Annotated in this window: 24 protein-coding genes; 10 read left to right on the top strand and 14 right to left on the bottom strand. The window is 60.5% G+C overall.

The annotated features are described in order from the left end of the window. Positions 1–88 precede the first annotated feature (88 nt). A complete protein-coding gene (locus FG94_RS16305) occupies positions 89–1,000 on the top strand; it encodes a LysR family transcriptional regulator (protein ID WP_036213861.1) in 912 nt (303 codons plus the stop codon). A 19-nt stretch (positions 1,001–1,019) separates the two neighbouring features. Here FG94_RS16305 and FG94_RS16300 read toward each other — a convergent pair whose 3' ends face one another. Next, the gene (locus FG94_RS16300) at positions 1,020–1,835 is read right to left on the bottom strand and encodes a substrate-binding domain-containing protein (protein WP_081926034.1); all 816 of its coding nucleotides are present in this window, start codon (positions 1,833–1,835) and stop codon (positions 1,020–1,022) included. A gap of 79 nt (positions 1,836–1,914) precedes the next feature. On the opposite strand from FG94_RS16300, the gene FG94_RS16295 reads away from it, so the two are divergent. Then, positions 1,915–3,027, top strand: coding sequence for a substrate-binding domain-containing protein (locus tag FG94_RS16295; protein WP_036213859.1), 1,113 nt, complete (start codon positions 1,915–1,917; stop codon positions 3,025–3,027). Positions 3,028–3,075: 48 nt separating this feature from the next. Next, the gene (locus tag FG94_RS16290; protein ID WP_036213858.1) at positions 3,076–3,651 is read left to right on the top strand and encodes a gamma-glutamylcyclotransferase; all 576 of its coding nucleotides are present in this window, start codon (positions 3,076–3,078) and stop codon (positions 3,649–3,651) included. 4 nt (positions 3,652–3,655) lie between these two features. Here the strand turns inward: FG94_RS16290 and FG94_RS16285 are convergent, their stop codons facing one another. After that, complete coding sequence (locus FG94_RS16285; RefSeq protein ID WP_036213857.1) at positions 3,656–5,089, bottom strand: cytochrome P450; 1,434 nt, start codon at positions 5,087–5,089, stop codon at positions 3,656–3,658. A gap of 87 nt (positions 5,090–5,176) precedes the next feature. On the opposite strand from FG94_RS16285, the gene FG94_RS16280 reads away from it, so the two are divergent. Both FG94_RS16280 and FG94_RS16275 read left to right on the top strand, forming a co-directional pair. Beyond that, a complete protein-coding gene (locus FG94_RS16280; protein WP_036213854.1) occupies positions 5,177–6,106 on the top strand; it encodes an AraC family transcriptional regulator in 930 nt (309 codons plus the stop codon). Between the two features lie 91 nt (positions 6,107–6,197). Continuing rightward, positions 6,198–6,671, top strand: a complete 474-nt coding sequence (locus FG94_RS16275) for a YciI family protein (protein ID WP_036213851.1) — start codon at positions 6,198–6,200, stop codon at positions 6,669–6,671. A gap of 30 nt (positions 6,672–6,701) precedes the next feature. On the opposite strand, the gene FG94_RS16270 is transcribed toward FG94_RS16275, so the two are convergent. Next, positions 6,702–7,631: a PA0069 family radical SAM protein gene (locus tag FG94_RS16270; protein ID WP_229445965.1), complete on the bottom strand. Its 930-nt coding sequence runs from the start codon at positions 7,629–7,631 to the stop codon at positions 6,702–6,704. Between the two features lie 233 nt (positions 7,632–7,864). Here FG94_RS16270 and FG94_RS27365 point away from each other — a divergent pair, with 233 nt between their 5' ends. Next, on the top strand, positions 7,865–8,779 hold the full coding sequence (locus tag FG94_RS27365) for a hypothetical protein (protein WP_152571010.1): 915 nt from the start codon (positions 7,865–7,867) through the stop codon (positions 8,777–8,779). A 501-nt stretch (positions 8,780–9,280) separates the two neighbouring features. Here the strand turns inward: FG94_RS27365 and FG94_RS27360 are convergent. The 4 genes from FG94_RS27360 to FG94_RS16255 form a co-directional block, all read right to left on the bottom strand. Further along, positions 9,281–9,928, bottom strand: a complete 648-nt coding sequence (locus FG94_RS27360) for a hypothetical protein (RefSeq protein WP_152571009.1) — start codon at positions 9,926–9,928, stop codon at positions 9,281–9,283. A 326-nt stretch (positions 9,929–10,254) separates the two neighbouring features. Further along, the gene (locus FG94_RS28275; RefSeq protein ID WP_229445966.1) at positions 10,255–10,494 is read right to left on the bottom strand and encodes a DUF6527 family protein; all 240 of its coding nucleotides are present in this window, start codon (positions 10,492–10,494) and stop codon (positions 10,255–10,257) included. A gap of 109 nt (positions 10,495–10,603) precedes the next feature. Then, entirely contained in the window at positions 10,604–12,004 is a 1,401-nt protein-coding gene (locus FG94_RS16260; protein WP_036213847.1) for a ThiF family adenylyltransferase, read from the bottom strand. Then, positions 12,001–13,104, bottom strand: a complete 1,104-nt coding sequence (locus FG94_RS16255; RefSeq protein ID WP_051996833.1) for a multiubiquitin domain-containing protein — start codon at positions 13,102–13,104, stop codon at positions 12,001–12,003. Before FG94_RS16255 ends, FG94_RS16260 begins: the two co-directional genes overlap by 4 nt. 215 nt (positions 13,105–13,319) lie before the next feature. Between FG94_RS16255 and FG94_RS16250 the strand changes: the two genes are divergently transcribed. Genes FG94_RS16250 through FG94_RS26105 form a run of 3 tightly spaced genes read left to right on the top strand, consistent with a single transcriptional unit; the run spans position 13,320 to position 15,134 of the window. Beyond that, positions 13,320–13,925 carry a hypothetical protein gene (locus FG94_RS16250; protein WP_036213844.1) on the top strand — a complete coding sequence of 202 codons (606 nt, stop codon included), beginning with the start codon at positions 13,320–13,322 and terminating at the stop codon, positions 13,923–13,925. Further along, positions 13,925–14,380 (top strand): hypothetical protein, encoded by a 456-nt coding sequence (locus FG94_RS27355; RefSeq protein ID WP_152571008.1) that lies wholly within the window; start codon positions 13,925–13,927, stop codon positions 14,378–14,380. The genes FG94_RS16250 and FG94_RS27355 overlap by 1 nt, the downstream gene beginning before the upstream one ends. Beyond that, the gene (locus tag FG94_RS26105) at positions 14,364–15,134 is read left to right on the top strand and encodes an ImmA/IrrE family metallo-endopeptidase (protein ID WP_161783973.1); all 771 of its coding nucleotides are present in this window, start codon (positions 14,364–14,366) and stop codon (positions 15,132–15,134) included. Before FG94_RS27355 ends, FG94_RS26105 begins: the two co-directional genes overlap by 17 nt. A 118-nt stretch (positions 15,135–15,252) precedes the next feature. Here the strand turns inward: FG94_RS26105 and FG94_RS16240 are convergent, their stop codons facing one another. From FG94_RS16240 to FG94_RS28630, 6 genes are all read right to left on the bottom strand, one after another. Next, positions 15,253–15,594: a copper-binding protein gene (locus FG94_RS16240; protein WP_229445964.1), complete on the bottom strand. Its 342-nt coding sequence runs from the start codon at positions 15,592–15,594 to the stop codon at positions 15,253–15,255. A 76-nt stretch (positions 15,595–15,670) separates the two neighbouring features. Continuing rightward, positions 15,671–18,853 carry an efflux RND transporter permease subunit gene (locus FG94_RS16235; RefSeq protein WP_036213838.1) on the bottom strand — a complete coding sequence of 1,061 codons (3,183 nt, stop codon included), beginning with the start codon at positions 18,851–18,853 and terminating at the stop codon, positions 15,671–15,673. Continuing rightward, positions 18,850–20,388 carry an efflux RND transporter periplasmic adaptor subunit gene (locus FG94_RS16230; protein ID WP_036213835.1) on the bottom strand — a complete coding sequence of 513 codons (1,539 nt, stop codon included), beginning with the start codon at positions 20,386–20,388 and terminating at the stop codon, positions 18,850–18,852. Before FG94_RS16230 ends, FG94_RS16235 begins: the two co-directional genes overlap by 4 nt. Next, positions 20,385–21,719, bottom strand: coding sequence for a TolC family protein (locus tag FG94_RS16225; protein WP_081926032.1), 1,335 nt, complete (start codon positions 21,717–21,719; stop codon positions 20,385–20,387). Before FG94_RS16225 ends, FG94_RS16230 begins: the two co-directional genes overlap by 4 nt. Positions 21,720–21,788: 69 nt before the next feature. Further along, positions 21,789–22,190 carry a hypothetical protein gene (locus FG94_RS26100; protein ID WP_152571007.1) on the bottom strand — a complete coding sequence of 134 codons (402 nt, stop codon included), beginning with the start codon at positions 22,188–22,190 and terminating at the stop codon, positions 21,789–21,791. A 243-nt stretch (positions 22,191–22,433) separates the two neighbouring features. Next, the gene (locus FG94_RS28630; protein WP_081926031.1) at positions 22,434–22,643 is read right to left on the bottom strand and encodes a DUF3703 domain-containing protein; all 210 of its coding nucleotides are present in this window, start codon (positions 22,641–22,643) and stop codon (positions 22,434–22,436) included. Between the two features lie 55 nt (positions 22,644–22,698). Here FG94_RS28630 and FG94_RS16215 point away from each other — a divergent pair, with 55 nt between their 5' ends. Further along, positions 22,699–24,627 (top strand): cytochrome c/FTR1 family iron permease, encoded by a 1,929-nt coding sequence (locus FG94_RS16215; RefSeq protein ID WP_036213833.1) that lies wholly within the window; start codon positions 22,699–22,701, stop codon positions 24,625–24,627. Between the two features lie 166 nt (positions 24,628–24,793). Here FG94_RS16215 and FG94_RS26695 read toward each other — a convergent pair whose 3' ends face one another. Next, the gene (locus tag FG94_RS26695) at positions 24,794–25,165 is read right to left on the bottom strand and encodes a CzcE family metal-binding protein (protein ID WP_081926030.1); all 372 of its coding nucleotides are present in this window, start codon (positions 25,163–25,165) and stop codon (positions 24,794–24,796) included. Between the last annotated feature and the right edge of the window lie 728 nt (positions 25,166–25,893).

Raw genomic sequence — 25,893 nt, 5'->3', positions numbered from 1 at the left:
CTTTGCTTGGTGTTTGCTTTTCGCCATTAGAGAACAAAACGTACTATCATTCAAACAGTATTTTTCGCTCGATTTATTAGATAAGCTTATGAATCCGACCTTGCGCCAGATGCGCGCATTCGTGGCCCTGGCCAAGACGGGTAACTTTACGCTTGCCGCGCAGGCGATGCACGTCACGCAATCGGCGCTCTCGGGTTTGATCAAGGAGCTCGAGCAGACCCTGGGCGCCAAGGTGGTCGACCGCAGCACGCGCCGCGCCCTGCTCACCGACATCGGCAAGGAACTCTACCCGCTGTTCAGCCAGATGATCGACGACCTCGACGGCGCCCTCGCCAATGTGGCCGACCACACGCGCCTGAAAAAAGGCATCGTGCGCATCGCCGCACCCCAGCTGCTGTCCTGCACCCTGATGCCGGAGGCGATCGCCGCCTACCGCGCCCGCTACCCCGATATCGAGGTACGCCTGGGCGACACCGGCGTGGAGAGCGTGGTCAACCGGGTCTTGTCCGGCGAAGCCGACATCGGCATCGGCCCGGAACGCGAACCCGCGCCGCCGCTCGACGCGCGGCTGCTGTTCGAGATGCCCTTCGCGCTGGTGTTCCCGAAAGGGCACGCGCTGGAAAGCCAGGCGCGCGTCACCTGGAAGGACGTCGCGCGCTACCCGCTGATCTCGCTGCAGGGCCAGTTCACCGAGCGCCTGCTGGACGACATGCACGCTTCAAAGCACGCGCCCTCGGTCAAGCCCGCCAACGAGGTCACCTTCATGACGACCGCGCTGGCGATGGCCGCCGCCGGCCTCGGGGTGACGGTATGCATGCCCTACGCCGCGCCGCTCGCCACGCTCTACGGCCTGGTCATGCGCCAGCTGGAGGAACCGGTGCTCACGCGCCGCTTCTTCCTCTACACGCGCCCCGGGCGCTCGCTGTCGCCGGCGGCGGAGAGCTTCATCGACTTCCTCGACGGTTTCGTCGGCAGCCTGGCGCCTGCTTCGTCAGCGTGAACATGGGCTGCGGCGCGCATCACTTGGCCGCTTTCGCGGACGGATAGAAGACCTGCTCGCCGCCCGCCTTGAACGAGGCGATCAGCCTTTGCCCTTCGGGTGAAGTCATCCACTCGATCAGCTGCATCGCGCCCTTGTAGTTGACGTGCTTGTGGCGCTCCGGATTCACCGCGATGATGCCGTAGGGGTTGAACATCCTGGGGTCGCCCTCGACCGCGATCTGCAGGCCGGTCCTGGCCTTGTAGGCGATATAGGTGGCGCGGTCGGTCAGGGTGTACGCGTTCATTTCCGCCGCCATGTTCAGCACTTCGCCCATGCCCAGCCCGGCGGAGATATAGGCGGCGCCCTGCGGCTGGGCGCCGGCCTGCTTCCAGTAGGCCTTCTCCATCTGGTCGGTGCCCGAGTTGTCGCCGCGCGAGACGAAGCGCACCTGGCTAGCGGCGATCTTCTTCATCGCCGCGAGCACGTCCTTGCTGCCCTTGATGCCGGCTGGGTCGCTTAGCGGACCGACCAGGATGAAGTCGTTGTACATCACGTCGCGGCGCTTGACGCCATGGCCTTGGGCGACGAACTTGTCCTCCGCCGCGCGCGCATGGACCAAAGTCACGTCGACGTCGCCATTCTTCGCCAGCTCGAGGGCCTTGCCGGTGCCGACCGAGATCACGCTGATCCTGTAATTGGTCTTGCTCTCGAACTTGGGCAGCAGGTATTGCAGCAGGCCCGAGTTCTCGGTGCTGGTGGTGGTGGAGAGCCTGATCGCCTGCTGGGCCAGGGCTGGCGCAGTCGCCGCCAGCAGGAAGCCCAGCAGGGCAAGCTGTTTGCTCAGGAAGCGCATGTTTGACCGCCCCATCGTAAGTGGTGGATGCGCCATCCTAAGCTATACTGAAAATCTTTCAATATGAACAAGTTTGCATATGTTGCGCATCAAGCTGTCCTACACCTTCGACGATGCGGCAGTCTCCGGGCAGCAGCTCGGCAATCCCTTGTTCGATATCCTGGGCGCCATCCATGCGTGTGGATCGGTGGGCGCGGCGGCGGCGCAGCTCGGACTGTCCTACCGCCACATCTGGGGTGAACTGAAGCGCTTCGAGACGGCGCTGCGGGCCGACCTGATCGTCTGGGAACGCGGCAAGCGGGCCCGCCTGTCGCCCTTCGGGGAGAAGCTGCTGTTCGCCGAACGGCGCGCCCGGATGCGCGTACAACCGCAGGTCGACAACCTGATCGCCGAGATGGAGCGCGAATTCGCGCTGGCCTTCGACCCGCAGGCACACGTGATTTCCATGTTCGCCAGCCATGACCTGGCCCTGCCGCGCCTGAAGGAATTCTTGGCGCGCGACGCCAAGCTGCACCTGGACCTGCAATACCGCGGCAGCCTCGAGTGCATCGCCGCCCTGTCGCGCGGCGAGTGCCTGCTGGCGGGCTTTCATGTGAGCGAAGACCACGCGCCCGGCAGCATGACGCACAAGGCCTTCAAGTCCATGCTCAAGCCGGGCCGCCACAAGCTGATCCGGTTCGTCGGCAGGCAGCAGGGCCTGATGGTGGCCGCCGGGAACCCGAAAGGCATCCACGGCGTGCAAGACCTGCGCCGCAAGGACCTGCGCTTCGTGAACCGCCAGAGCGGCTCCGGCACCCGGGTCACGGTCGAGCAGCTGCTGGCCAAGGAAGGCATCCATCCCGGCGAGGTCGACGGCTTCGAGAATGCCGAACCGACTCATCTCGCCGTCGCCGCCAGCGTCGCCTCAGGCGTGGCCGATGCCGGCTTCGGCATCCAGGCGGCGGCCGCGTTCGGACTGGCCTTCGTCCCGGTCATCCGCGAGCAGTATTACTTTGTCTGCCTGAAGGAGGCGGTGGACCGGCCGCCCATCAGCAAGCTGCGCGAGCTGCTGCGGCGCAGCGAGTGGCAGGCCTTGACCGCGGATCTGCCCGGCTACGACATCAAGGATGCCGGCGACGTGGTCGCCCTGCGGAGCGCCTTCCCCTGGTATGCGTTCCGCACGCCGAAGCACCAGGGCGCGCCCTGCGCTTGACGCGGGCTGCACGTACAATAGCGTGCATCCCCGTTTTTCCTGCCACCGATGTCCCTCAACACGATCGAGATCAACCGCCTGATGGACCGCTTCGACCGCCATGACAGCGTCTGGCTGTTCGGCTACGGTTCCCTGATCTTCAAGGCCGACTTCCCGTTCATCGAACGCCGCCCCGCCAGCATTCGCGGCTGGAGCCGCCGCTTCTGGCAGGGCTCGCACGACCACCGCGGCACCGAGGCCGCCCCGGGCCGCGTGGTGACCCTGGTGCCGGTCGATGGCGCCACCTGCCACGGCATGGCCTACCTGGTCACGCCCGAGGAATTCGCCCACCTCGACCATCGCGAGAAGAACGGCTACCTGCGCCTGGCCACCGAGATGACATTCGAGGACGGCGGCACCGCCGAAGGCATCGTCTACATCGCCACATCCGACAACGCCGCCTATCTCGGCCCCGCGAGCGAGCAAGCCATCGCGCGCCAGATCGCCAGCGCACGCGGCCCGAGCGGCCCGAACAGCGAATACCTGCTGGAACTGGCGCGTGCCCTGCTTGAGCTCGGCAAGTACGACGAGCACGTGCATGCGATCGAGCGCCACCTGAAAGAATTCATCGGGGCGGCGCGCTGAGGTCTCATGGTGAACCGGCCGGCCTGCGCTCCACCTTGAGCAACAAGGGTGCTTTCGGCCGCAAGGAAATATTCAACACCGCCTCCGGCTCCCCCTCCCCCTTCGCCAGCACGAAACGCTGCAGCAGCATCGCCGCCACCACCGTCATCTCCGCCAGCGCCAGTTGCTGTCCCAGGCACACCCGCGGCCCGGTGCCGAAGGGCATGAAGGCCCCGCGCGGAATCGCCGGCGCATCCGCCCCGAAGCGCTCCGGCCGGAAGGCCTGCGGCTCCGGAAACCAGCGCGGGTCGCGGTGTATCAGGAACACCGGAACCATGAACATGGTCCGCGCCGGCATGGTCCAGCCGCCAAGCAGGAAGGCGCGCGTCGAACGGCGGCTCATCAGGATCGGCGCGGCCGGGTACAGGCGCATCGTCTCGTTCAGGGTCTGGGCCAGGTAGCCCAGCCGCGCCAATGCGTCCTCGCCAGGCGCGTCGCCCTGCAGCACCGCATCGACTTCGCGCCGCGCCGCTTCCTGCGCGGCCGGATTGGCCGCCATGCACCAGGCCCACCAGCTCAGGCTGGCCGCGGTGGTCTCGTGTCCGGCGATGAAAGCCGTCATGCATTCGTCGCGCACCGCCGACAAGGGCCAGGCGTCCGCGTCCTGCCGGTGCAGTGCCAGGAGGCGGCTCAGCAGGTCCTGTGGCCAGGCATCGAGCGGCAAGGCCAGGCGCGCCTGCACGTGGCGCTCGATCAGCTGCGCCAGCATGGCGCGCACCTGCCGCTTGCGCCGCTTCCATGGCAGCCAGTCGGGCGCGCTGGCAGGCCAGAACATCTCGGCATTGGCCGCCACCAGCGCCTCGTGCACCGCGCTCTCCACCGCACGCGCATCATGGCCGATCTCGCTCGAAAACATCATGCGCATGATGACGTCCATCGCCAACGAGGTCAGCGCGCTTTCGATCGGCATCGCTGCGCCCGGCTGCCAGCTTGCCATTGCCGCCTCGGCTGCCGCCGCGATCGTCGGAACGAAGGCCTTGACCGACTTCGGCGCAAAGGCCGGTTGCAGTGCCTGGCGTTTCGCTGCCCAAGCGCTGCCCTCCGCGACCAGGACGCTGTCGCCCTGCAGGTAGGCGAAGATCTCGATTCCGCGCTCCCAGCGCTGGATCGCGTCATGGCGCCCCACCAGCAGCTCGCGCACCAGTTGCGGGTCGCTGACCACGATCTCGTGCTCCGGCCACATGCGCAGGTGGACCACGTCGCCATAGGCCTGGCGCCAGCTCGCCAGGCTGCCGGGCAGGTCGCGCGCCATGCGCGCCAAGAGGCCCCAGCCGGTCAGGCCGGACGGCGGACCGGGCGGCCAGGCGCCGGGCGGATGCCGGGCCGGCGCCGGGTTGGCGGAAGCGGGCGGCGCGCCATCCGCATGGAAGGGGCATCGGGAGGTGTCGGGCGTGTTCATGTCTCGCATTCTTCGCCGCTTCTGCCCCCGCGTCTTGAACGGAAACGACATCGACAGGCCGCGGGCGCCTGCCTATACTGCTGGCTCATGGCCCCCGATCGTCACGATTGCCTGCTCCCCTGCCCCGACCGGCTGGCGCGCGGCCCGCGCATATGCAATCGGGGTAAGTCGCCGCATGACCGCCTCTACCTGGCGCCGCCGGCGCTGCAGGGCGCGATGCTGGCGCTGGTCAGCCGCGACACCTCCCGCCTCGCACTGAGCGACGCCCAGCGCTTGTCGCACTTCCCCGCTTCGCCGATCGTGACGCTGTCCTGGTTCGACGGGTCCGGGATGGGCCTGGTGGACCCGGACACGGGCTGGCATCCCTTCGCTGCGCAGATGATGATCTCGGGCAGCCATTCGCGCCCGGTGACCACCTGGTCGCCGACGGGCGGCCGCGGCTACATGGCCTGCTTCCAGCCAGACGCCGTCCCCGCCCTGTTCGGCATCGAGCTCGCGGCCATCCAGGACCGCTTCCTGCCGGCGCACGCAGTACTCGGCGCGGGCTGGCAGCCCTTCCTTGACGCGCTACTGGCCGCGCCCGACGATGCCGCCGCTATGCACGTGCTGGAGGCGGCGCTCGGCAAACGCTGGCGCGCGGCGCAGGGAGGCGAGACAAGCCGGTTCTTGCTGCGCCAGATGGGCCGGCATTGGGTGCAGCGCCTGGCCTGGCAGGCGCACCAATGGCGCGACACACACAGCGCGCGCCAGGTCGAGCGCCGCATCAAGTCCTTCAGCGGGCGTTCGCTGCGCGAGTGGCAGTCGCTGGTGCGCACCGAAGGCCTGTTCTTCGCGGCCCGCGAACGCTACGAGACCGGCCAGCCCTTCGACTGGGCCACGCTGGCCCTGGACGAGGGCTTCTCGGACCAGGCCCACCTGAGCCGCGTCACCCGGCAGATCTGCGGCTTTCCCCCGACCGAATTCGCCGACCGCTACATCGAGGACGAGTCCTTCTGGATCTACCGGCTGTGGGTCTGAAGACCGGCCCTGCCCGGCCTGAAGTCCGCTAGAATCGCTGGACCATACGAAGCGCGTCGATGCCACGCGCCATATAACAAGGAGAACAGGGATGTCGAAGAAGATGCTGATGGGCTTGTGCGCTTCGCTGCTGCTGGCGATGCCGCCTGCCGTGGCGCAAACCAAGGCCGTTGAACCCACGCCGCAATACGACGCCGCGCTGGCCCAGTCGCTCGGCGCCGACGAGCGCGGCATGCGCCCCTATGTATTCGTGATCCTCAAGACCGGCCCGAAGAACATCGAGGATAAGGCCGAGCGCGCGAAGATCTTCGAGGGCCACTTCGCCAACATGGGCAAGCTCGCAGCCGAGAAGAAACTGGTCTTCGCCGGACCGCTGGACGGCAAGGAAGGCCGCCGCGGCATCTTCGTGATCGCGACGCCGGACATCGAGGAAGCCAAGCGCTACGTGGCAACCGATCCGGTCATTTCAAGCGGGCTGATGGAGGCCGAGTACCACAAGCTCTATGGCTCGGCGGCGCTGATGATGGTGAATGAGGTGCACAACAAGATCCAGAAGAAGCAGTAACCCACCTGCCGATCTCGATCGGGCGGCCGGCTAGAACAGGTCCAGCTGCCCGGCTGCGTTCCCGCCGCCGCTCTTGCCGGCGGCAGGCGACGGCCGCGGCGGCACCACCAGCGGCTTGCGGAACTGCGACCCGTCCAGCCTGCCGAAGCGCCCCCGGAACTCCCCCATCCCCAGCCGGTCCACCGCTTTCGAGAAGCGCTGGCGGATCAGGTCCGCCCACACGCCCTCCCCGTGCATGCGTTTACCGAAGTCGCTGTCGTAATCCTTGCCGCCGCGCAGGTCGCGCACGCGGTTCATGACGCGCTGCGCCCGCTCGGGGAAATGCGCCTGCAGCCATTCCTGGAACAGCGGGTTGACCTCGTGCGGCAGGCGCAACACGACGTAATGGGCGCCGATGGCGCCGGCCTCAAGCGCCGCTTCCAGGATGCGCTCGATCTCCGGTTCGGTGACGAAAGGAATGATGGGCGCCACGCTCACGCTGACCGGAATGCCGGCCTCGGCAAGGGTGCGGATGGTGCGCAGGCGCCGTGCCGGCGCTGCCGCGCGCGGTTCCAGCGTGCGCGCGATCTCCGGATCGAGCGTGGTCAGGGTGATGGCGGCGCAGGCCAGGTTCTTTTCCGCCATCGGCGCGATCAGGTCGATGTCGCGCTCGATGAGGGAGGACTTGGTGATGAGCCCGACCGGATGCCGGCATTCGCTCAGCACCTCGAGCACCTGGCGCGTCAGGCGCAGCTCGCGCTCGCAGGGCTGGTAGGCGTCGGTGTTGACGCCGAGGGCGATGTGCTCGGGCACGTAGCCCGGCTTGGCCAGCTCGCGCCGCAGCAGCTCGGCCGCGTTCACCTTGGCGAACAGCCGGCTTTCGAAGTCGCGCCCCGGCGACAGGCCGAGGTAGCTGTGGGTGGGCCGCGCAAAGCAATAGATGCAACCGGTCCTTATCGTTGACGGCGCAGTTAGACACATGATGCGTTATTGAACGAAATCTTTTTTAAATCAAATACTTAAATAACGATCGAGTGACTGCTCCTATACAGTCCGCCGTTGCAGGCCCTGTCTAGTGAAGAAAAAATACTGTGGACAATTTACAACATCTGAGGGCTCCTACCCTTACAGCGAACTTCATGTAGTACATGTACGTTCTCATAAAATATAGACCATCCATCTACTAAATTTCTTCTGAAGATACAGATCGAGAATTGCCGACGATTCTCAACTATTGGTTCACTACCTACACTATGGAAAAGTTATACGAAACTCTGGCAAAAGCCGCAATCGAAGACTTCGAGTCTTTCTTTGTTCCGAGCAGTAATTTCGTGATTGCGTTCAAAGTGGCGAATATTCACAGCCCAGCCAAAGTTGTTGGAAATTCTGAAGGAAGCACCGTTATATTAAGTCACTATATGTTGCAAGAGCGGGTGCAATCAGTTGATGACGCCATGTTCTTTCTCATCATCATCGGCCATGAGCTCGCACATTATGTAAATAAACACTTAGCGCACACTGATGAATCAAAGATTGATTCAGTCGCAATAGAAGGATGGGCAGACTTTTTTGGTGCACGTATTATGTTTACGCTCATTACATATGGCAATCAAACTCAAAAAATCATCGATGAACTTATTGCTGTTCCTTTTATTTCTCCAGCATCTACCAGCGAGCGTCAAGATCTCATATTGCGAGCTTACGGCCGAGCACTTCGGCGAGCTTATGAGTCACTTTACCGTCCATCGGATGGAAGTTCAAAATACCCAAGATCGGAAATCCGTGTGGGAACATACACGGCGGGCGTTTCCTCTTTTTTCTATAGACTCTTTGGCAGCATAAGTGAAAACTGGACGTTTTACGTTTACAGAAGGCTCTTATTCTTAACTAGACTTATTGAAATCTACGATGAGGGCACCACGATAGAACCCGACTCCTTCTTTGAGCGCACTCGTGAAATTCACGTTAACCTTAAGGGAACGAACAATGTATTTATTTCAAGCGGGCTGAAGCAGAAATATTGGAACCTTATCGGGACGGATTACATAGATGAGCCGCGCCACAGGGAATGGGTCAAGGAAAAACTCAAGAAAGAATTTGATGAATGGGACTTCAAAATCGGCTTTTGATCATTAATGATTAACCTTCCGACGCCGTTTTTCGGAAAGTCATCGAGTAGACTGCTTAGAGCCTGAAGTCGTCCAGTTTCTTACCGCCCTAAGCCCATCCGCAATCCATCTTGGCTGCCGACCACGCCCCGACTAGGTTCGCGGACCGTCGAGTGGTTCCTGTACAGTGGCCAACTCGATTCCGTCTGCTTTAGACGGTTGCCATGTTGGCCAGTAACTCTCGTCAAAAGCGCCTACAATTCGCTTAAGATCTAACGCCCCAGCCTTGGACGAGCTCACGATTTTATACCGAGATTTGAGGAGCAGATCTCCCTCCCCGCAGGAATGGTTAGCTAAAGTCGATAACCCCCTTCATGAAATCGCGCGGTCATCGCCCTTATTTGCGGTAGCAGTTCATCGTCATCCGACCCCTGCTTGGTCCTTGCTGAACGCGCTTCCCACATCAAATTCGAATAGAGGCCGATGTCACTTGCTGGCGCGGCTGAATCATCCGGGTCACCATTAAGCAGGACGACTTACAACCTTCAAAAGGGCATGAGCATGTCTCAGCGCCTCCTCACCGAACTCCGCTCCGGAAATGAGCCTATGCCATGCACTCAGCACTTTCCCTTCGATTGTCCGGCGAACAAAATCTACTTTAGAGATTCCCAACCTATCAAATTCCGCAATCTCCTCTGCAGAAAGAGTCGCAGCCAACAGACCTCGCGTTGCCGCATCTGCACTCCAATTAATGCTACCTGGAGTTGAAAGTGACTGTCTAGCCAAATGTACCAGACGCATGTTAAAAGAACGATAAGCAAAGAAGAGTGCCCACACAACCTCGCCAACATATGGTCGCTCCTCCTCAATAGTCCTATCTCCCATGAGTCTCAACATCATATTGTCGTCAAGCGCACCAACGAGATTTCTGAAATTATGGTTTGACGGCAAATCCAACCATTCAGCCTCAGTCCGGATATCAAAGTGAAAAGTGTATGATCCGGTGCTGTCCCGTACTGAAAGCATAGTCTTCCACATCCGGTCAAAAGCTTTCATTCTCCTCTCAATAGCAGCTTTTTGCCCTTCCGCAGTCGCGGCATGTACGCGTCCGAGCATGCTTTTGTAGCTTTCCATATCCCGATCATATTCGTGTTTGATCGAATTTTTCAAACGCTCAGCGATCCATTCCCGGAGTAGAAAGGCGAGCGCTGCTAGAGCCATTGTTGAGACTGTCGCGGATGCCAGAACGGAGCTTAGAAATTTCTCTATCATTGCTTTACTAGCTCTTACAAAGTGGGCGTAACGTGATGATAACGGTTATTTCCGCTGAGGCGAGATTTACGCTGGACCGGCAGGATCCATCACCGTTCCCCCAAGTGATGCCGCCACAGCATGGATTCACGGTCGTGCCACCGCGCCGGCGGGAGTTGCCAACACGGGGGCGCCGGCGTTGATCTGATCCGTCGCCGGATTTCTTTTGAGCGACCAGACTGCAGTTAATCGACCCATAGTATTTTCCCGCTCCGAACCCAGAAATGCGATCTGCAGCCAGTCGTTTTCCAAACCGAAGGTGAAAGCGTCGGCCGGTTACGGAAGTCGATTTTGATATCCCAGCGCGGCTTAACATCAGGTAGCAAAAGCAGCTCGATCACGTCCCCACAGCCGCACGGACAGCGAAATCCCACTGACCAGTTTTCTCCTTCGTCCTGGAGAAGTATCAGATCCTGTTTGGGCATCGCTGACGGCAAGGTGTCGCCCTCTCGGGTAAGCACCTTTCGCCTGGGGGTGAGCCAATCCTGTATCGCTTCAAGCCAATTGGTGAGCAACGTCCACATCGTCAATATCCTAGCCCTGGAGTGCAGGAAGTCCGAGCAGTGGACGTTTAGTCCCGCGGCCTAAGGACGCGTTTTTCGCTTTAGGAAAACTTTGCTCTGCCACGTACTCCTCTTCACACGCAGCCAGACTGAACAAAGTTCTTGCGCGCAAGGTGTTGGGATCGTGACGGAATGGGAAGGCGCGCGCGATGAATTCTGTGACGCACGCGCTCGCAGCTCTCATGTTTAGCGATATTACTGACGGGGCTTCTTCATGAGCTCCAGGCATATACCCTTCCTTGACACGTGCCGCATGCACTGCTGCGTCCGCCCGAGCCAAGTATTCCGCTGCTACGGAAGCAGGAGTGAAAACACCGCGATCCGCTAGGGAGCTTCCACCGGGCCAGACATAGTCAACCCTTCCCACTACATCCAGGATCGAAAACTTGCTGGCGCCGCGCTTGCGCACAGGGATGGTGACGCCGACATCAAACAGTGGATGCAAGAAGGCGCTCGCCATCAGGTCACAGATTTGCCGTCCCTCATGACTGTCGACGCAGCAAAAGATCACATCTGCCATGGCTGCTTCCAGGATCGCCTCTCGGCAGCCGATCCCGGTTGCCACGACCCTGACCGATACCCTGTCACGGAACTTCCTGATCGCTTCCGAAATAACATCGACCTTGTGCCGCCCTGTCTGAACGTCATGCAGGGTGGAGTTAAGGATACGATTAAGGTTCTTCTTCTCCATCCGGTCGTAGTCGATCAGTATGACTTCGCCAAATCCCAGCCGAGCGACCTGCTCGGCCACGATGCTACCGGTCCCGGAAGCGCCGACAATACATACCGATAGACGGCTGAGTTCTTCTCGCATGGCATCGGAAAACGCCAGCGGTCGATCGGAGGAGGTCGGCGTAAAACAATCCGGGTTCCAAAAGAAGCGCAAGTCATCCCCATAGACAGCCACCAGGTCGACAAGCATCGGACGATGATGCTTGTCGTACAGTTGCGCGCGCATGGCACCATCTTCCAACATGATGGCACTGCCGTGCCAAATCTCATCCTTGTGACATTTAGCGCGTCCGGCGAAGATCGCTGGCATTACCTGAGCATCAGATTCGATATCCACTCCGGAAAACTCGTAGAGCCCGCCAGGATGCGAATGCAGAAGAATGATCGACATGTCGTCCTCCTCAGCAATCTCAAGCGCCTGTTCAACATAGTCGCTGGGCCAGCTTAAAAAGTCCGGATGCCTTTCGCAGACTTCGTGTGGCACTAGGATGTATTCACGCACCATCAGTTTGATGCGCGTACCCACAATCCGGGAGCAAAGCAGAATCGCCGCGGCTTCTTTGCCGTCCCCTGGGAACAGGTGCGTCCGCACCGTTGCGTGCTGCGGTGCCGACCACGCCATATTGGCTTGCCTCATCATTTCGCCACCTCACGCAGGAACGACTCCTCTACAAGCCCCAGATGCGTGATCACCGAATCGTCGGCGGGTGACCATACCGAGTTTTCGCGATGACGCGACCAACGCTGGAAGGTCTGCCCGAAAATGACCTGCTGAACGTCGGCCTGCGGTATTGCCGTGCCGGCCTGCAGGGCGACAGATGGCGCGCAATAAAACATGTCCAGTTCCGCAGAGGGGTACAGCGCGGGAATTTCAATCGCGAGAGAAATGTGCGATTGCTGGTAGCCGCTGGGCAGGGGGTAGTCATGCAGCAGTAACCAACGGCGTTCACCGTCGAGCGCCGCCTCCCAACGGTAACGCGCCGCGTCGAGAAACTTCTCGTCCTTTTCCAACAAGAAGAACTGGCGGCGCAGACCAGGGCCTTCTCCGTTGTTGATGACCTTGGGCATGACGCGCAACCGCTCGATGCCCGGCGTCGTCAAGTCGATGACGGTGGTGAATTCGACCTGCTCTTTCGGACGGCCTTGTACCTTCAGGACCAACGTCCACGGCAAGTCCGGGTTGATATCTGCCAGTTCCAGCGCGTGGCGAACAGTGATGGTCGGCGCTGGCGAGCTGATCTCGATGCCTTGCACGTCCAGCTTCCAGGTCGGCTGCTTGGTGTAAAAGCGTTCGACACCCTCACCCGTCAGATTGACACTCTGGCCCGGTGCGATCAGCACATCCGCTTCGTCCTGGCGCTCCATCCAAACTTGGGCATGCGTCGGAACGTTCGCCAGCAGGCGCAAAATACCTTCAGGCAAAGCTTGGCCCCAAGGGTATTTATTCTCGTTGAGCACGAAGTAGAACAGGCGATCGGCGCGGAACGCGTAAAAGCTTGTTTCTGCTGCATCCAGCTCAGCCACCTCTTCCGGCGAGACTTCCTCCAGGCTGCGGCCCGGGAGTAGCTGCAGTAACACGTAGTCAACCGTCGGAGAGCACTGCGCTGCGTTCAGGATCTGTCGGCCGGTCGGCGTGGTGTCCGGCAAGACGGCGCTTTCACCTTTTGCCAGGACGACCGACCGGGTAGGGTTCGCGGGATCGCGCTTTACCTGAATCTGAACAAAATTGCTATTATTCATTACGTACCTCAACAGTCTATAGATTGATCGAGGGCTGTTTCGCAAACGCAAAACCTGCCCACCTGATGAGGTAGTCTGAGCCGGATAAAAATCCAGACATGCCAAGCTCAAGAATTATTTTTGTAGCTGGCCACAAAATCATGTCCAGATTCCGACCGTGCTCAGACTAGCTACTTGAAGGTACGAACGATGCACGCACTTAGGAGAGGCGGGGCTTGAAGGATCAAAAAGATAATTTTGCGACCCAAGAACAGGTATTCGTGGCGCTCGCCAGTTTAACGCCGGACGAGCTTCGTCTGCTGGATTACCAGGCTAACAGGCTGGCCTTCGGAACCATCTATGCGACCGGTATGGCTCTTTTCGGCGAAGCTCTTGATCGCGCGAGTGATTTGCGGCGCAAGTGGTACCCGGAGTGCATGCCGTTCATGACGTTCATGCGTAATACGATGGCAAGCATCGCTTCGAACGACCGAAAGGGCTTCCATGCTACGCGTGTTGCCAACGTGTCTGCTCTGACGAGGATCGAGGATGAAGTCGAAGACGACGCCTTTCTCAGTTCTCTCCAGGGGATACCAAAAAACAGTGTTGAGGACGTGCTGATCGCAGCTGAAGAACACGAGGCAATGCTGCGGGACTATGATGCCCTTTACGCATACTTCGGCGACGACGAGGAAATCTGGAACATTCTCGACGCGATGGAACGAGGCCTGATCGGTACAGCGATCAAGGAGCACTGCAAGCTTAATGAGGCACAATACGCCGCAGCGCGGAAGCGGCTAAATCGAGGGGCTGCGAAGTTGAAAAGCCAAGGAAAAAAATGATGAGCAATCACGATCCGAAGCGCCTGGCGATGGCACGGGCGCTGCGCTCCGCGCTACGTACAGAGGTGCTCGAGGAAAAGCCAACCTCTGAAGAGATTTCTCAAATGTTAGTTGATAATGGGCAGAATCCTGATGCTATCGCGCAGCAATATAAGGATTTAATCATGACAAAGATCCGAGGCGCAAACAAAGAAAGGTTACGTACCCTTCGGCGCGAAAATCTTACAAATGAAGGTTTTGCTCTGCGAAGTGCTGTGCCAACACGAACTGGCAACCTTCCCGGTATTGACGTGATACGTTCTCGCATAGAAGGTCTGAGCGTTAATCCAGAATTTGAGAACAGTCCCCTTTTGCTTGCCTATCGAAATGGGACTAAACAATCCGATAGTGACATTACGTCACTTTATGAGGATCTTCTTGAACTTGGAGTCATCAAGGATGACGCTCAAAATTGACGAGAAACTGCTATCTCCTGGTGAGCGACTACTGTGGGAGTACGGCATCGAAACACCGGACGAGATAGATCTAGAAGCGATTGCGAACGACCGAGGTATTGCTATCAAGCGCCGGCATCTTGAAGGAGCAGATGCAAGATTGGTCGCGACAGCGACTTCAGGCATCATCACTGTGAACTCCTCTACGAGCGAGCAACGGCAGCGATTTTCTATTGGACACGAACTGGGACACTGGGAGCGTGACCGAAAGCATGGACGCATCAATTTGTGCTCCAAAGCCGATCTGGCGCAGCACAATCAGCAGGCAAAGAACAGTGAGTCCGAAGCCAATATCTTCAGTGCGGATCTTATCCTTCCTCCCTACCTTGTTTCGACGAGAACGGCAGGAAAAGACGCCTCAATGGACCTCGTGCTTCAGGTGGCAGAGGAATTTCGGGCAAGCCGGGAGGCGACGGGTATTAGAGTGATGCGGCTCGCACGTACTCCGGTGGCCATCATGGTCTTTGGCTATAAGTGCCGTAAGTGGCTCATTAAAAACTCAGCCTGGCCCCATTACATCCAGCCGGTCAGTATCGTTCACCATGATAGCCCTTCCATGGATCTGCTCTTTACCGGCGCGCGCGGAGCGAAAACACGAGACCAAAAAGAACCGGCACTACGGTGGCTGGTGGGCGAAGGCATCCGCTTGATGGACGTTAGAGTTCAGTCGGTCAAACTATCCACCGATGAGATCTTGTCGATCGTGCGAATATAGTTCTTGTGCATTTTAATTTTTCAGAAGTTCAAAATACAGGTACGCGCCGCCATGCTGCGTCGGCGCCATGCACGACGGACGATGCCCAGTCAGCCCATCCGTCGCGCAGGCAGAATGCTTACTTCACGGCCGTGATGACGTACTTACTGTCCTGCTGCACGAATTCGACGTCGACTTTCTTGCCGACCGAAAGTTTGTCGAACAAGTCCTTGTCTTTGACGGCGAAGCCCATCGTCATGGCCGGCCAGTTCAGGCTCTTGACCGGCCCATGCGCGAGCGTCACGGTCCCTGCAGCCGGATTGACGGATTTCACCGTACCGATGGTCTCATGTGGAGTCGCCTTCGCACCTTTGTTTGCTTGCTGCGCATTCATGCCGGTTTGATTCGGTTGCGCCTGGGCGGCGCCCAGGCCGGACACGGCAAGCGCTAGCATCGCGGCGATCATGGTATGACGTTTCATCATATTTCCTTTCATATATCAGTTGAGGTGGGTATGGTTAGCGGCGCAGCGGCGTAGATGCCGCATGCCTGCCGCGCTATTTCGCGTGAATCGTCCGCTCCTCGGTCGCAGGTGTCAGGGACAGCGCGTGCATGCCCCGCGCCTGGCGGCGGCGCAGCAGCAGGTAGGCCGCGGGCACCACGAACATCGACAGCAGCGGCGCTGTCACCATGCCGCCGATCATCGGCGCGGCGATGCGCTGCATGACTTCGGAACCGGTCCCGGAGTCGATCATGATCGGCACGAGGCTTGCGATGATGACCGCCACCGTCATCGCTTTGGGACGCACGCGCAGGACGGCTCCTTCGCGGATCGCGTCGATGAGATCGGCTTCGCTATCACGTCCGGCCTCGACGCGGGCTTCCCAGGCATGCTTTAGATACACGAGCATGATCACGCCGAATTCGGCCGCAACACCGGCCAGCGCAATGAAGCCGACGCCACTCGGCACCGACAGGTTGTGCCCCAGCAGCCACAGCAGCCACACGCCGCCGGCCAACGCGAACGGCAAGGTGGCCATGACGAGGGCCGCTTCGTCGAAGCGCTTGAAAGTGAAATAGAGCAGCACGAAGATGATCGCCAGCGTGACCGGAACCACGAGCTTCAGCTTCGCCGTCGCGCGCTCCAGATATTCGAACTGGCCGGACCACGATACCGAATAGCCGGGCGGCAGCTTGACCTCGCTGGCCACGACCTGCTGCATGTCGCGTACTGCCGAGCTGAGGTCGCGGCCGCGAATGTCGACGTAGACCCAGCCCGACAGGCGCGCGTTCTCGCTCTTGAGCATGGGCGGGCCATCCTCGATGCGGATTGCCGCGACATCCCCGAGCCGGATCTGGGCGCCACGTTCGGTCAGGACCGGCAGCTCGCGCAGTTTTTCGACCGAATCGCGCACCTCACGCGGATAACGCACGCTGATCGGAAAACGCTGCAGCCCCTCGACCGTTTCGCCGATGTTGTCTCCGCCTATCGCGGACGACACAACGCTCTGCACGTCGGCGATGTTCAAACCGTAGCGCGCAGCGGTATCCCGGTCAATCTTCACGTCGATGTAACGGCCCCCGTTCAGGCGCTCGGCCAGCGCCGATGACACGCCAGGCACTTTTTTTACGGCACGCTCGATCTCACCGGTGATGCGGTCGATGACCTTCAAATCGGCGCCCGCGATCTTGACGCCGACGGGGCTCTTGATGCCGGTGGCCAGCATGTCGATGCGGTTGCGGATGGGCGGAACCCAGACGTTCGACAGCCCCGGGACCTTGACAATGCGGTCCAGCTCCTCGACCAGTTTGTCAGGTGTCATGCCGGCGCGCCACTGGTCGCGTGGCTTGAGCTGGATCGTGGTCTCGAACATCTCCAGCGGCGCCGGGTCCGTGGCCGACTCCGCGCGGCCGGCCTTGCCGAACACACTTTGCACTTCCGGAACGGTCTTGATCAGACGATCGGTTTGCTGCAAGAGTTCGGCCGCCTTGCCGACACCAAGCCCTGGCAGGGCCGACGGCATGTATAGCAGGTCGCCTTCGTCGAGCGGCGGCATGAACTCGCCGCCCAGGCGTGACAATGGCCACACTGTCGCAGCAGCGATCAGCCCCGCAACGATGATCACTGTCTTCGGATACCGCAACGCGCGTTCGAGCAGCGGGCGGTACAGCCGGATCAGGCTGCGGTTGAGCGGATTGCTTTGCTCGTCCGGAATGCGGCCACGGATCAGGTAGCCCATCAACACCGGGATCAGCGTCACGGCCAGGCCTGCGGCGGCGGCCATGGCATAGGTCTTGGTGAACGCCAGCGGCGCGAACAGCTTGCCTTCCTGCGCTTCGAGCGTGAACACCGGCACGAATGACAGCACGATGATCAGCAGCGAGAAGAACAAGGCCGGGCCGACCTCGGCAGCCGCATCGCCGATCACGCGCCAGTGCTCGTCGCCAGCGAGCTTTTTGCCTGGATTGGCGTGGTTCCACGCCTCGATATGCTTGTGCGCATTTTCGATCATGACCACGGCTGCGTCGACCATTGCGCCGATCGCGATTGCAATCCCGCCGAGCGACATGATGTTCGCATTCACACCCTGGTAGTACATGACCAGGTAAGCCGCGAGTATGCCAATTGGCAATGACACGATCGCGACCAGCGCCGAACGCATGTGGAGCAGGAAGATCGCGCAGACCAGTGCGACCACGATGAATTCCTCGATCAGCTTGTGTTCGAGGTTGGTGACCGCGCGCTTGATGAGGCTCGAACGGTCGTAGGTCGGCACGATCTCGACACCTAGCGGCAGGCTCGACTTGAGCTCCGCAAGCTTTGCCTTGACCGCGTCGATCGTCTCGAGCGCATTCTTCCCGGCGCGCATGACAATCACCCCACCCGCCACTTCGCCTTCGCCGTTCAGCTCCGCGATGCCGCGCCGCATCTCCGGGCCGGTCTGGATACGAGCGACATCGCCAAGTCGTACCGGCACACCGGCCTCGCTGGTTGTCAGGGGAATCTTGCGAAAATCGTCGAGCGATTGCAGATAGCCGGACGCACGCACCATGTATTCGGCTTCGCCCAGCTCAAGTACCGAACCACCGGTTTCCTGGTTTGCCTTTTGCACGGCGTCGATGATCCTGGCGTGCGAAATACGGTAAGCACGCATCTTGTCGGGATCGAGCTGGATCTGGTACTGCTTGACCATGCCACCGATGCTGGCGACTTCCGACACGTTCGGCACCGCCTTCAGTTCGTATTTGAGGAACCAATCCTGTAGGGCGCGCAGCTGTGACAGGTCGAGCGTGCCGCTCTTGTCGACGAGCGCGTATTCGTACACCCACCCCACTCCGGTAGCGTCCGGCCCGAGCGATGGTTTCGCTTGTGGCGGCAGGCGTGACTGCACCTGGTTGAGGTATTCGAGCACCCGCGAACGTGCCCAGTAGGGATCGGTGCCGTCATCGAACAGGATGTAGACGAACGAGTCGCCGAAAAAGGAATAGCCGCGTACCGTCTTCGCTCCCGGCACGGACAGCATGGTCGTCGTCAATGGGTACGTGACCTGGTTCTCGACGATCTGCGGCGCCTGGCCAGGATAGGTGGTGCGGATGATCACCTGCGTATCCGACAAGTCCGGGATGGCGTCGAGCGGCGTTTTCGACAAAGCCCACACGCCCCATGCCGTCAGCCCGACAGTGGCCAGCAACACCAGAAAGCGGTTGACGATGGACCAGCGGATCAATTTGGCGATCATTTGCCATCTCCACTACCGTTTTGCTTATTGGCCGGCGTGATCGACGTGATCTGGAAGTCGCCCTCCGGGGTCTGGCGGATCTCGAACGTGACCTCGTCACCAACTGCGATATTGCGCGGCAAGCCATCCGGCGGCAGTTTGAACGGCATCGTCATCGGTCCCCATTGCAGCGTCGGCATCGCCTCGTGCGACAGGGTGATACTGTCGGGATCGATCGTCTCGACGCGGCCGCCGCCGTGGTGCGTCGGGGCGGCAGCCGGTTTGGCGCCGTCGACGGCACCCGCATCGCCCATGCGTGCGATCACGCCCTTGAGACTGGCTTCCGAGTCGACCAGGAACTGCCCGGACGCGACGACCTTCTGGCCGGACGACAGGCCGCTGCGGATCTCCGTCTGGCCATTGGCTTCGCTCCCCGTCTCCACCTCGACCGGAGCGAACTTCCCGTCCTCGCTCGCAACGAACACGACGCTGCGTGTGCCAGTCTGGATCACGGCCTCGCTCGGCACCAGCAAGACGGCCTTGCGCGCGGCCGGTGTCAGGCTGACGGTTGCGAACATGCCGGGCACCAGCCGGTCTTGCGGATTAGCGAGTTCGATGCGCGCCTTCAAGGTGCGTGTGGCCGGATCGATTTCAGGCAGGATCGCGCCGACCTTGCCCTGGAAGGTCATGCCCGGCCAGGCAGCGGCGCGTGCCTCGACGGCGCTGCCGGGACGTACCTGGGCGGCTGCCGCTTCAGGAATCTCGGCATTTACCCAGACAGTGGACAGACCATTGATGCGGTACAGCGACGCACCCGACATGACAGTCATGCCCTCGCGCACGGTAAGCTCGACCACCACGCCAGACACTGGTGACCTGATCGTCACACGCGGATGAACCTTGCCACTTTTCTCGATTTGGCGGATCTGCTCCTCGGTCATGCCGGCCAGGCGCATGCGCTGGCGTGCCGCGTCAGCAAGATCCGCCGACATGCGGCGCGCGGCCAGGTAATCCTCCTGCGCCGCCACCCAGTCGGGGACGTAGATATCGGCCAGCGCCTGGCCCTTGCGGACACGGTCGAGCGACGCACGTACGTGGAGGCGCTCGACATACCCGTTGGCACGGGCCTGCACGAGGAAAAGATCGCGCTCATTCCAGGCCACGCTGCCCACCGATTCAAGCGCAGTGGCAAGGCTGCCTTCCTTCACCTCGGCAGTCCGGATACCGAGGTTTTGCTGTACGCGCGGGCTGATTGCAACTTTGCCGTCGTCGCCGGCTTCGTCGGCATACACCGGCACGAGCTGCATGTCCATGAAGGGCGACTTGCCCGGCTTGTCGAATTTGTGGCCGGGTACCATTGGGTCGTGCCAGTAGAGCACTTTTCTGCCCGTCGCAGGATCGACCTTGTCGCCGCTCGTGGCGGCAACGCTGCCGGTTATTGCCGGCTTGGCGGCATGCAGGCCATGCTGCACACCGGCCCAAAACAGGCCACCGCCGGCGGCGGTCAAGATGCCGGCCGCGGACAACGCGAGGATGAGCTTCTTTTTCTTGGTCATTTCATGTTCCTGGAGATGGCGGCCGCCGCCGGCATCGCGCCGTGCGAAGTGGGAAAGAGGAAGTTCAGTTCTGCCCACAGCCTGGCGGTGTCGGCCTCCAACTGCAACCTGGAGAGGCGAACGTCGAGTTCGCTACGCCGCGCGGCCAGCACCTCGGCAAGCGTCGTCTTGCCGCCACGGTAGGCAGCCAGGCTTGCCCCGCTGCGCTCTTGGGCCAGCGGGATGAGTTCCCGGGAATACCGTGCCAACCGTTCGCGATTGGTTTGCCACTCGGCCACCATGACGCGCGTTTCAGCTGTATGCGCTCGCAGCACCTCGTCGCGTTCGGCACGAGCCTGTTCGGCCGTGACGAGTTTGGCCGCCAGTTCGCGGTCTTGCCTGTTTTTCTGGTCCCACTGGAGCGGGACCGAGACGCCGAACGAGATCATGTTGGAATATCCCGAGCCGCGCTGCGCGTAGCCCACCTCCACGGTCCAGTCGGATTTTTTGTTCGCCTCGGCCAGTTTCACTTCCGTCGCAGCGACATCGACCTGCTTGTTGAGAACGGCGATCTCGGGGTGATGGGCAAGCTGGACGTCGAGCGAGGCCGGGTCGAGCCGGATGGTGTCGATTGCCGGTTGACCGGACAGGGGCTGGTCGGCCATGTCGCCAACCCACCGCGCGAGCGCGATCTTCGCGCTGCGCACCCGGCGTGCGGCATCGTCCATACGGTCGTCGAACTGGACGACGGCAGCCCTGGCGGACAGTACATCAGCCTGGCTTGCGCGGCCGGCCCGGTAAGCGGCATCGGCGGCCTCCCGCTCACGTTGCGCCTCTTCACGCTGGGAGGCAATCACGGATGCCATTGCTTCGGCATAGTAGCGGTCGAGCCAGGCGATGGCCGCCGCGCGTTCAACATCGGCGGTGGTCTTGTCTTTTTCGGCCAGCCCTTTGTCCGCTTCGCGCTGATACCGCTCGGCTCGAAACCTGCGTTTGTCTGTGCGTGTGATTTCCTGCATCACGCCGATACGACGCATCGTCATGAAATCCGCAGTGAGGCTACCACGGTCGGGGCCGCTAACTGGCAGGTTGTCGACACCGACCTTGAGCACCGGATCGGGCAAGCGGCCAGCTGCCACCGCCATCTCGCGTGAAGCGGTCACAGCTGCATTCTGTGCAGTAATCTGCCGTGAGCGCTCAATGGCGAGACGCTGCGCCTCGGCCAGGGACAAGGCATCGGTGGCGAGGGCGGGCGCCGCCAACGTCAGGGACGTCGCCAATACCGCCACGTATTCTGTCAGCGAAAACAGGGGGGCGCGCCCGTGACGGCGCGCGGAAAAGAAGAAGGACATGCGGTCTCCACAAGCGTTGAAATACATCGCGCACGCAAGCGCGCGCGGCGAATCAAGCAGGCGGAGTTGTCAAATACGGAAGCAGCAGTGGCGTATCGCCAAAGTCGGCTCCGTCGCACGCGATAACGAGGGTATGGTGGCAAAAACGTCTGGAGGTGCTACGCCATCATTGAGCAAGACCACGGACAGGACCGGCCCGATCAAAAGGAACGGCAGCACTGAAGGCGCGTCGGGCTTGTTGAGCGATTGGGGACTGGAGTGGTTGTGCGCATGACACAAGTTCGGTTGGGCCTTGTCCACACCGGTGCAGTGATCCATGTCGGACATCCCGTTGTCGACTGCCGCCATCGTCATGCGTTCCGGCGCGGTCGTGCCGGGACAGACGTACGAAGCCAGAGCCAATTGGGTGAACAGCAGGCTGATCACGGCAATCACAGCGGCAACGAAGCGGGTTGAACGGGATGGTTTCATCACTTTAGACATTTGGACAAGCATTGTCGCGGCGCGCTGCTCCCAGTGTCAAGCTCTTGGGTGCGCGTAACGTATTTTGTCATTGTCAGCACATGGAGCCGGCAGTGACGGCCGCCTGACAATACGGAGACAAGCATAAACCTTCCCTCTATGGGAAGGTCAAGCCAGTCTTCATCATCCGGCTTCGACACGCCGGGCCCATCACCATTCGTAGCGGCAAGCGTCAAGCTGCGTTGCTGGGTTCTACCTGATCAGTTTTTTTATACTTGGATCGATTGGAAACCGCTTGAACACGCCGATATTTGTGCCACCAGTATTACCAACGGGGACGATCCCGACTCCCGACCCGAGGGCTCGCAGTAGGATGCGTTTCGGAACTGAAGATGCTGAATCGAAGTCTGGCGAGGTTCCGCTTAGTGGTGAGAACCGAGGCCGATATGGCTTGACCTTCAAGTGGCTAGAAGGTGTTAAATGTCAGACTCCTCTACATCTGGTCAAATTCTCCCTTATGAAGTACCCCATTTGGCGTTGGTTCATTTACGTCGCGGCTCTCTGCAGCTTCGCGACCGGCACGGCACGTGCAGATTCCAATTCGTCCGAAACGCAGGTCAGGCAGCTCTGGCAGTTGCTCGACTATGTCGCTGTGGACTACCCCGGCGCCGTCCAGAATGGAACGGTCATCAGTGAACCTGAGTACGGAGAAATGCGGGAGTTCTCAGAACGCGCGCAGAGTCAGGTGCAGTCCTTGCCTCCTCATCCATTGCACTCGGAACTGGCCGCAGCTACCGCAAGTCTGAAGGACGCGGTCGAACGCAAAGACAGCCCTCAGCGTGTGGGCCAGCTTGCCCGGGAAGCGAACCGGCTGCTCCTTCAGGCGTATCCCTTTCCTGTAGCACCGCGCGCCATGCCCGACCTGGCCCGTGGCGCCGCGCTGTACCAGGCGCAATGCGCTTCATGCCACGGCGCGAACGGCGCCGGCGACGGCGCTCTTGCGGCAACGCTCGACCCGAAGCCGATCGCCTTTACAGATGAGGAAAGGGCTCGCTCCCGTTCTCTCATGGCCCTTTACCAGGTGATCAGCCAGGGTGTCGACGGCACGTCGATGCCGGCGTTTGCCAACTTGTCCGAGCACGACCGCTGGTCCCTGGCGTTCTTTGTCGGTTCCCTGTCTTTCAAGGACGCCGACATTGAAGCGGGGAAGGCTGCATTCGCACGAGATGAAGCCCCCGGCGCGGCGCTTCCTGACATGACCGCCCTTGTCACGACGAGCGAAGAGGAGCTGGCGAAGGCTATGCCACCAGCCACTGCGCGAGCAGCGCAGGCGTACGCGCGCACTCACCCCGACATTGTCCGGGAACAGCAGGAACGCAAGGGGATCGCCCTTGCGCGCAAGCTGCTGCAAGAGAGCCTGGGCGCTTTGAAGAATGGCCAGCGCGCGGCCGCCACCGATCTTGCCTTGTCGGCCTATCTGGACGGCTTCGAGCCACTCGAGGCGACGCTGGACGCGACCGACCGCCAACTCCTGGTCGATGTCGAGCGAACGATGCAATTGTACCGGGGCGCAGTCGCGCGGGGTGACGTGGAAGGCGCAAGCGGATACGCACAGCAACTGGACGCGTACTTCATACGGGTCGAAAATGTAACAGGCGCCAAAAAGACTGATGCCACAACGGTGTTCGTGGGCGCACTGACCATTCTCCTGCGCGAAGGTGTCGAGGCCTTGCTGATCGTGATCGCCATGGTTGCGTTCCTGCGCAAAGCAGAACGTCCCCAGGCGCTGCGCTACGTGCATGCGGGCTGGATCTCGGCATTGGCCGGGGGCGCGCTGACCTGGCTGGTAGCCACGTACGTGGTCAGTATCAGTGGCGCCAGCCGTGAGGTGACAGAAGGTCTGTCCTCGCTCTTCGCGGCGGCGGTACTGCTGTCGGTCGGCCTGTGGATGCACCAGAAAAGCCAGGCTGGACAGTGGCAGGCCTACCTGAAGCAGCATCTCACGGCAGCGATGGAAAAGCGCTCGGCATGGGCCATGTTTGCCCTGGCCTTCATCGCGGTGTACCGTGAGGTCTTCGAAACGGTCCTGTTCTATTCAGCGCTTGCAGCCGACGGCAACGGCCCTGCCCTGATGGGAGGATTCGTAACGGGCTTGGTCCTGCTGTCGATTCTTGCCGTCATATTCCTGCGCACGAGCGCACGCATGCCTATCGGTAAGTTCTTTTCATACAGTTCAGTATTGGTCGCCGCTCTGGCAGTTGTCCTGGTCGGCAAGGGGATCGCAGGCCTGCAGGAAGCCGGGTGGTTGATGGCCACGCCAATACAGGGGCCGCGCTTGCCTGTTCTTGGCATTTACCCGACCGTCCAGACCTACATCGCGCAGGCAGCCCTGCTTCTTGCGACCGGGCTAGGCTTCGGTCTTAATCTTCAAAAAGCCCGCAAATAGCGTCGGGATACGTCCGGCCGGCAGAGCATGCGCGGCCGGGTGCTGGAGATTCTGTTTGTTGCGCCTCCAGCTTGAAAGCCAGGAACTTGGCGGGTCCGGTCGGCGTCGTAATCGTCGCCGACCGGACCTACTCGTTAATCAAGCTGACATGTATGAATACTTGAATTCAATTTGCATACATCGGATTCTCCTCCACGTAGATCGTTATATCTGCCGCGCCGGGCAGGAGTTTCGACAGTGGCATCAAGGGCAGACCCAGCGTATCGAATGTCCAGGTGATACTGCGTTCGCCATCGACGATGCGTACCGTTTCGAGCCGGTGTACTCGTACGGACCTGGTCTTGCCTGTTCCAAGCTTGATGACCCAATCAGGTGCGCCAGCCGATTCATAGCCATGTGGCGCCTCGCGACCGGCTCGTGGCTGTACTTGCGAGTTGCCGTCTTTGGCAGCCGGCATGGCTTGCGCGGCCAGAGGCGCTGAAGTGCTGGCAAACACAAAGAATGACAAAGCGAATACATAAGACAGGTTCGGTTTCATTGCTGTTTCCTTTTTTATTGATCAGTAAATCGTATAGATGAGAAAATTGGACTAGCCTGCTGGAGTCCAGCTAGCTGGCGACTTGCACTCGCGCGGCGACCAATCGCGTTGCCGGGTATTCCACGCACGATACGTACACGCAGAGCCCCGCAGTGCCGGGGCGTGATCAATGCAGGTAATCAAGCGAAAACCGCGACCGGAATCAAAGCAATAGGGTCAGGACGGTTCCCAGCCGCGAGCCACGCCAAATCAGCAAGGTTGGCGCGTATGCTCGTCATGCGCTCTCCCTTGCCCTCTGACAAGAACTCGCTACATGCCAAGCAATGCTCAGGAACGTGCTACTTGGGTCGGATCGGACTGTCGAATACTGGGGATTGATACAAGGAGGAGGCAAAAGGCGGGACGGGAAGTGAAATCGGCCGAAGGAAGTCGTCCTTCATGCGCGACGATGTATCAAATTGCGGGAGGTCACATACGGTCGTACAGAGCAGGCCGCAACCTTGCTCGTACAGACCAACCGTATCCTGCTCATGGACATCGCTGACGCCATTGAGACCGACTGACAAATCAACTGAAGAATACTTGGCAAGTACAACGCAGCCGGCTTTGTTGAGCAAATCGAGTGAAGGCCGAGCTGACGCTGTTTGTAATCAGTTTTATAACACTGGGACCGTGACCGGGGTACCCAGCCGAGTGAAGCGGTTGAGCACGGCAGCGCGTATCTGCAA

It is taken from the genome of Massilia sp. LC238 (genome assembly GCF_000735635.1).
GTDB classification, from domain to species: domain Bacteria; phylum Pseudomonadota; class Gammaproteobacteria; order Burkholderiales; family Burkholderiaceae_D; genus Telluria; species Telluria varians.
Note: the sequence above shows the minus strand (reverse complement) of the source record. Positions and strands in the feature narration are given on the sequence as shown.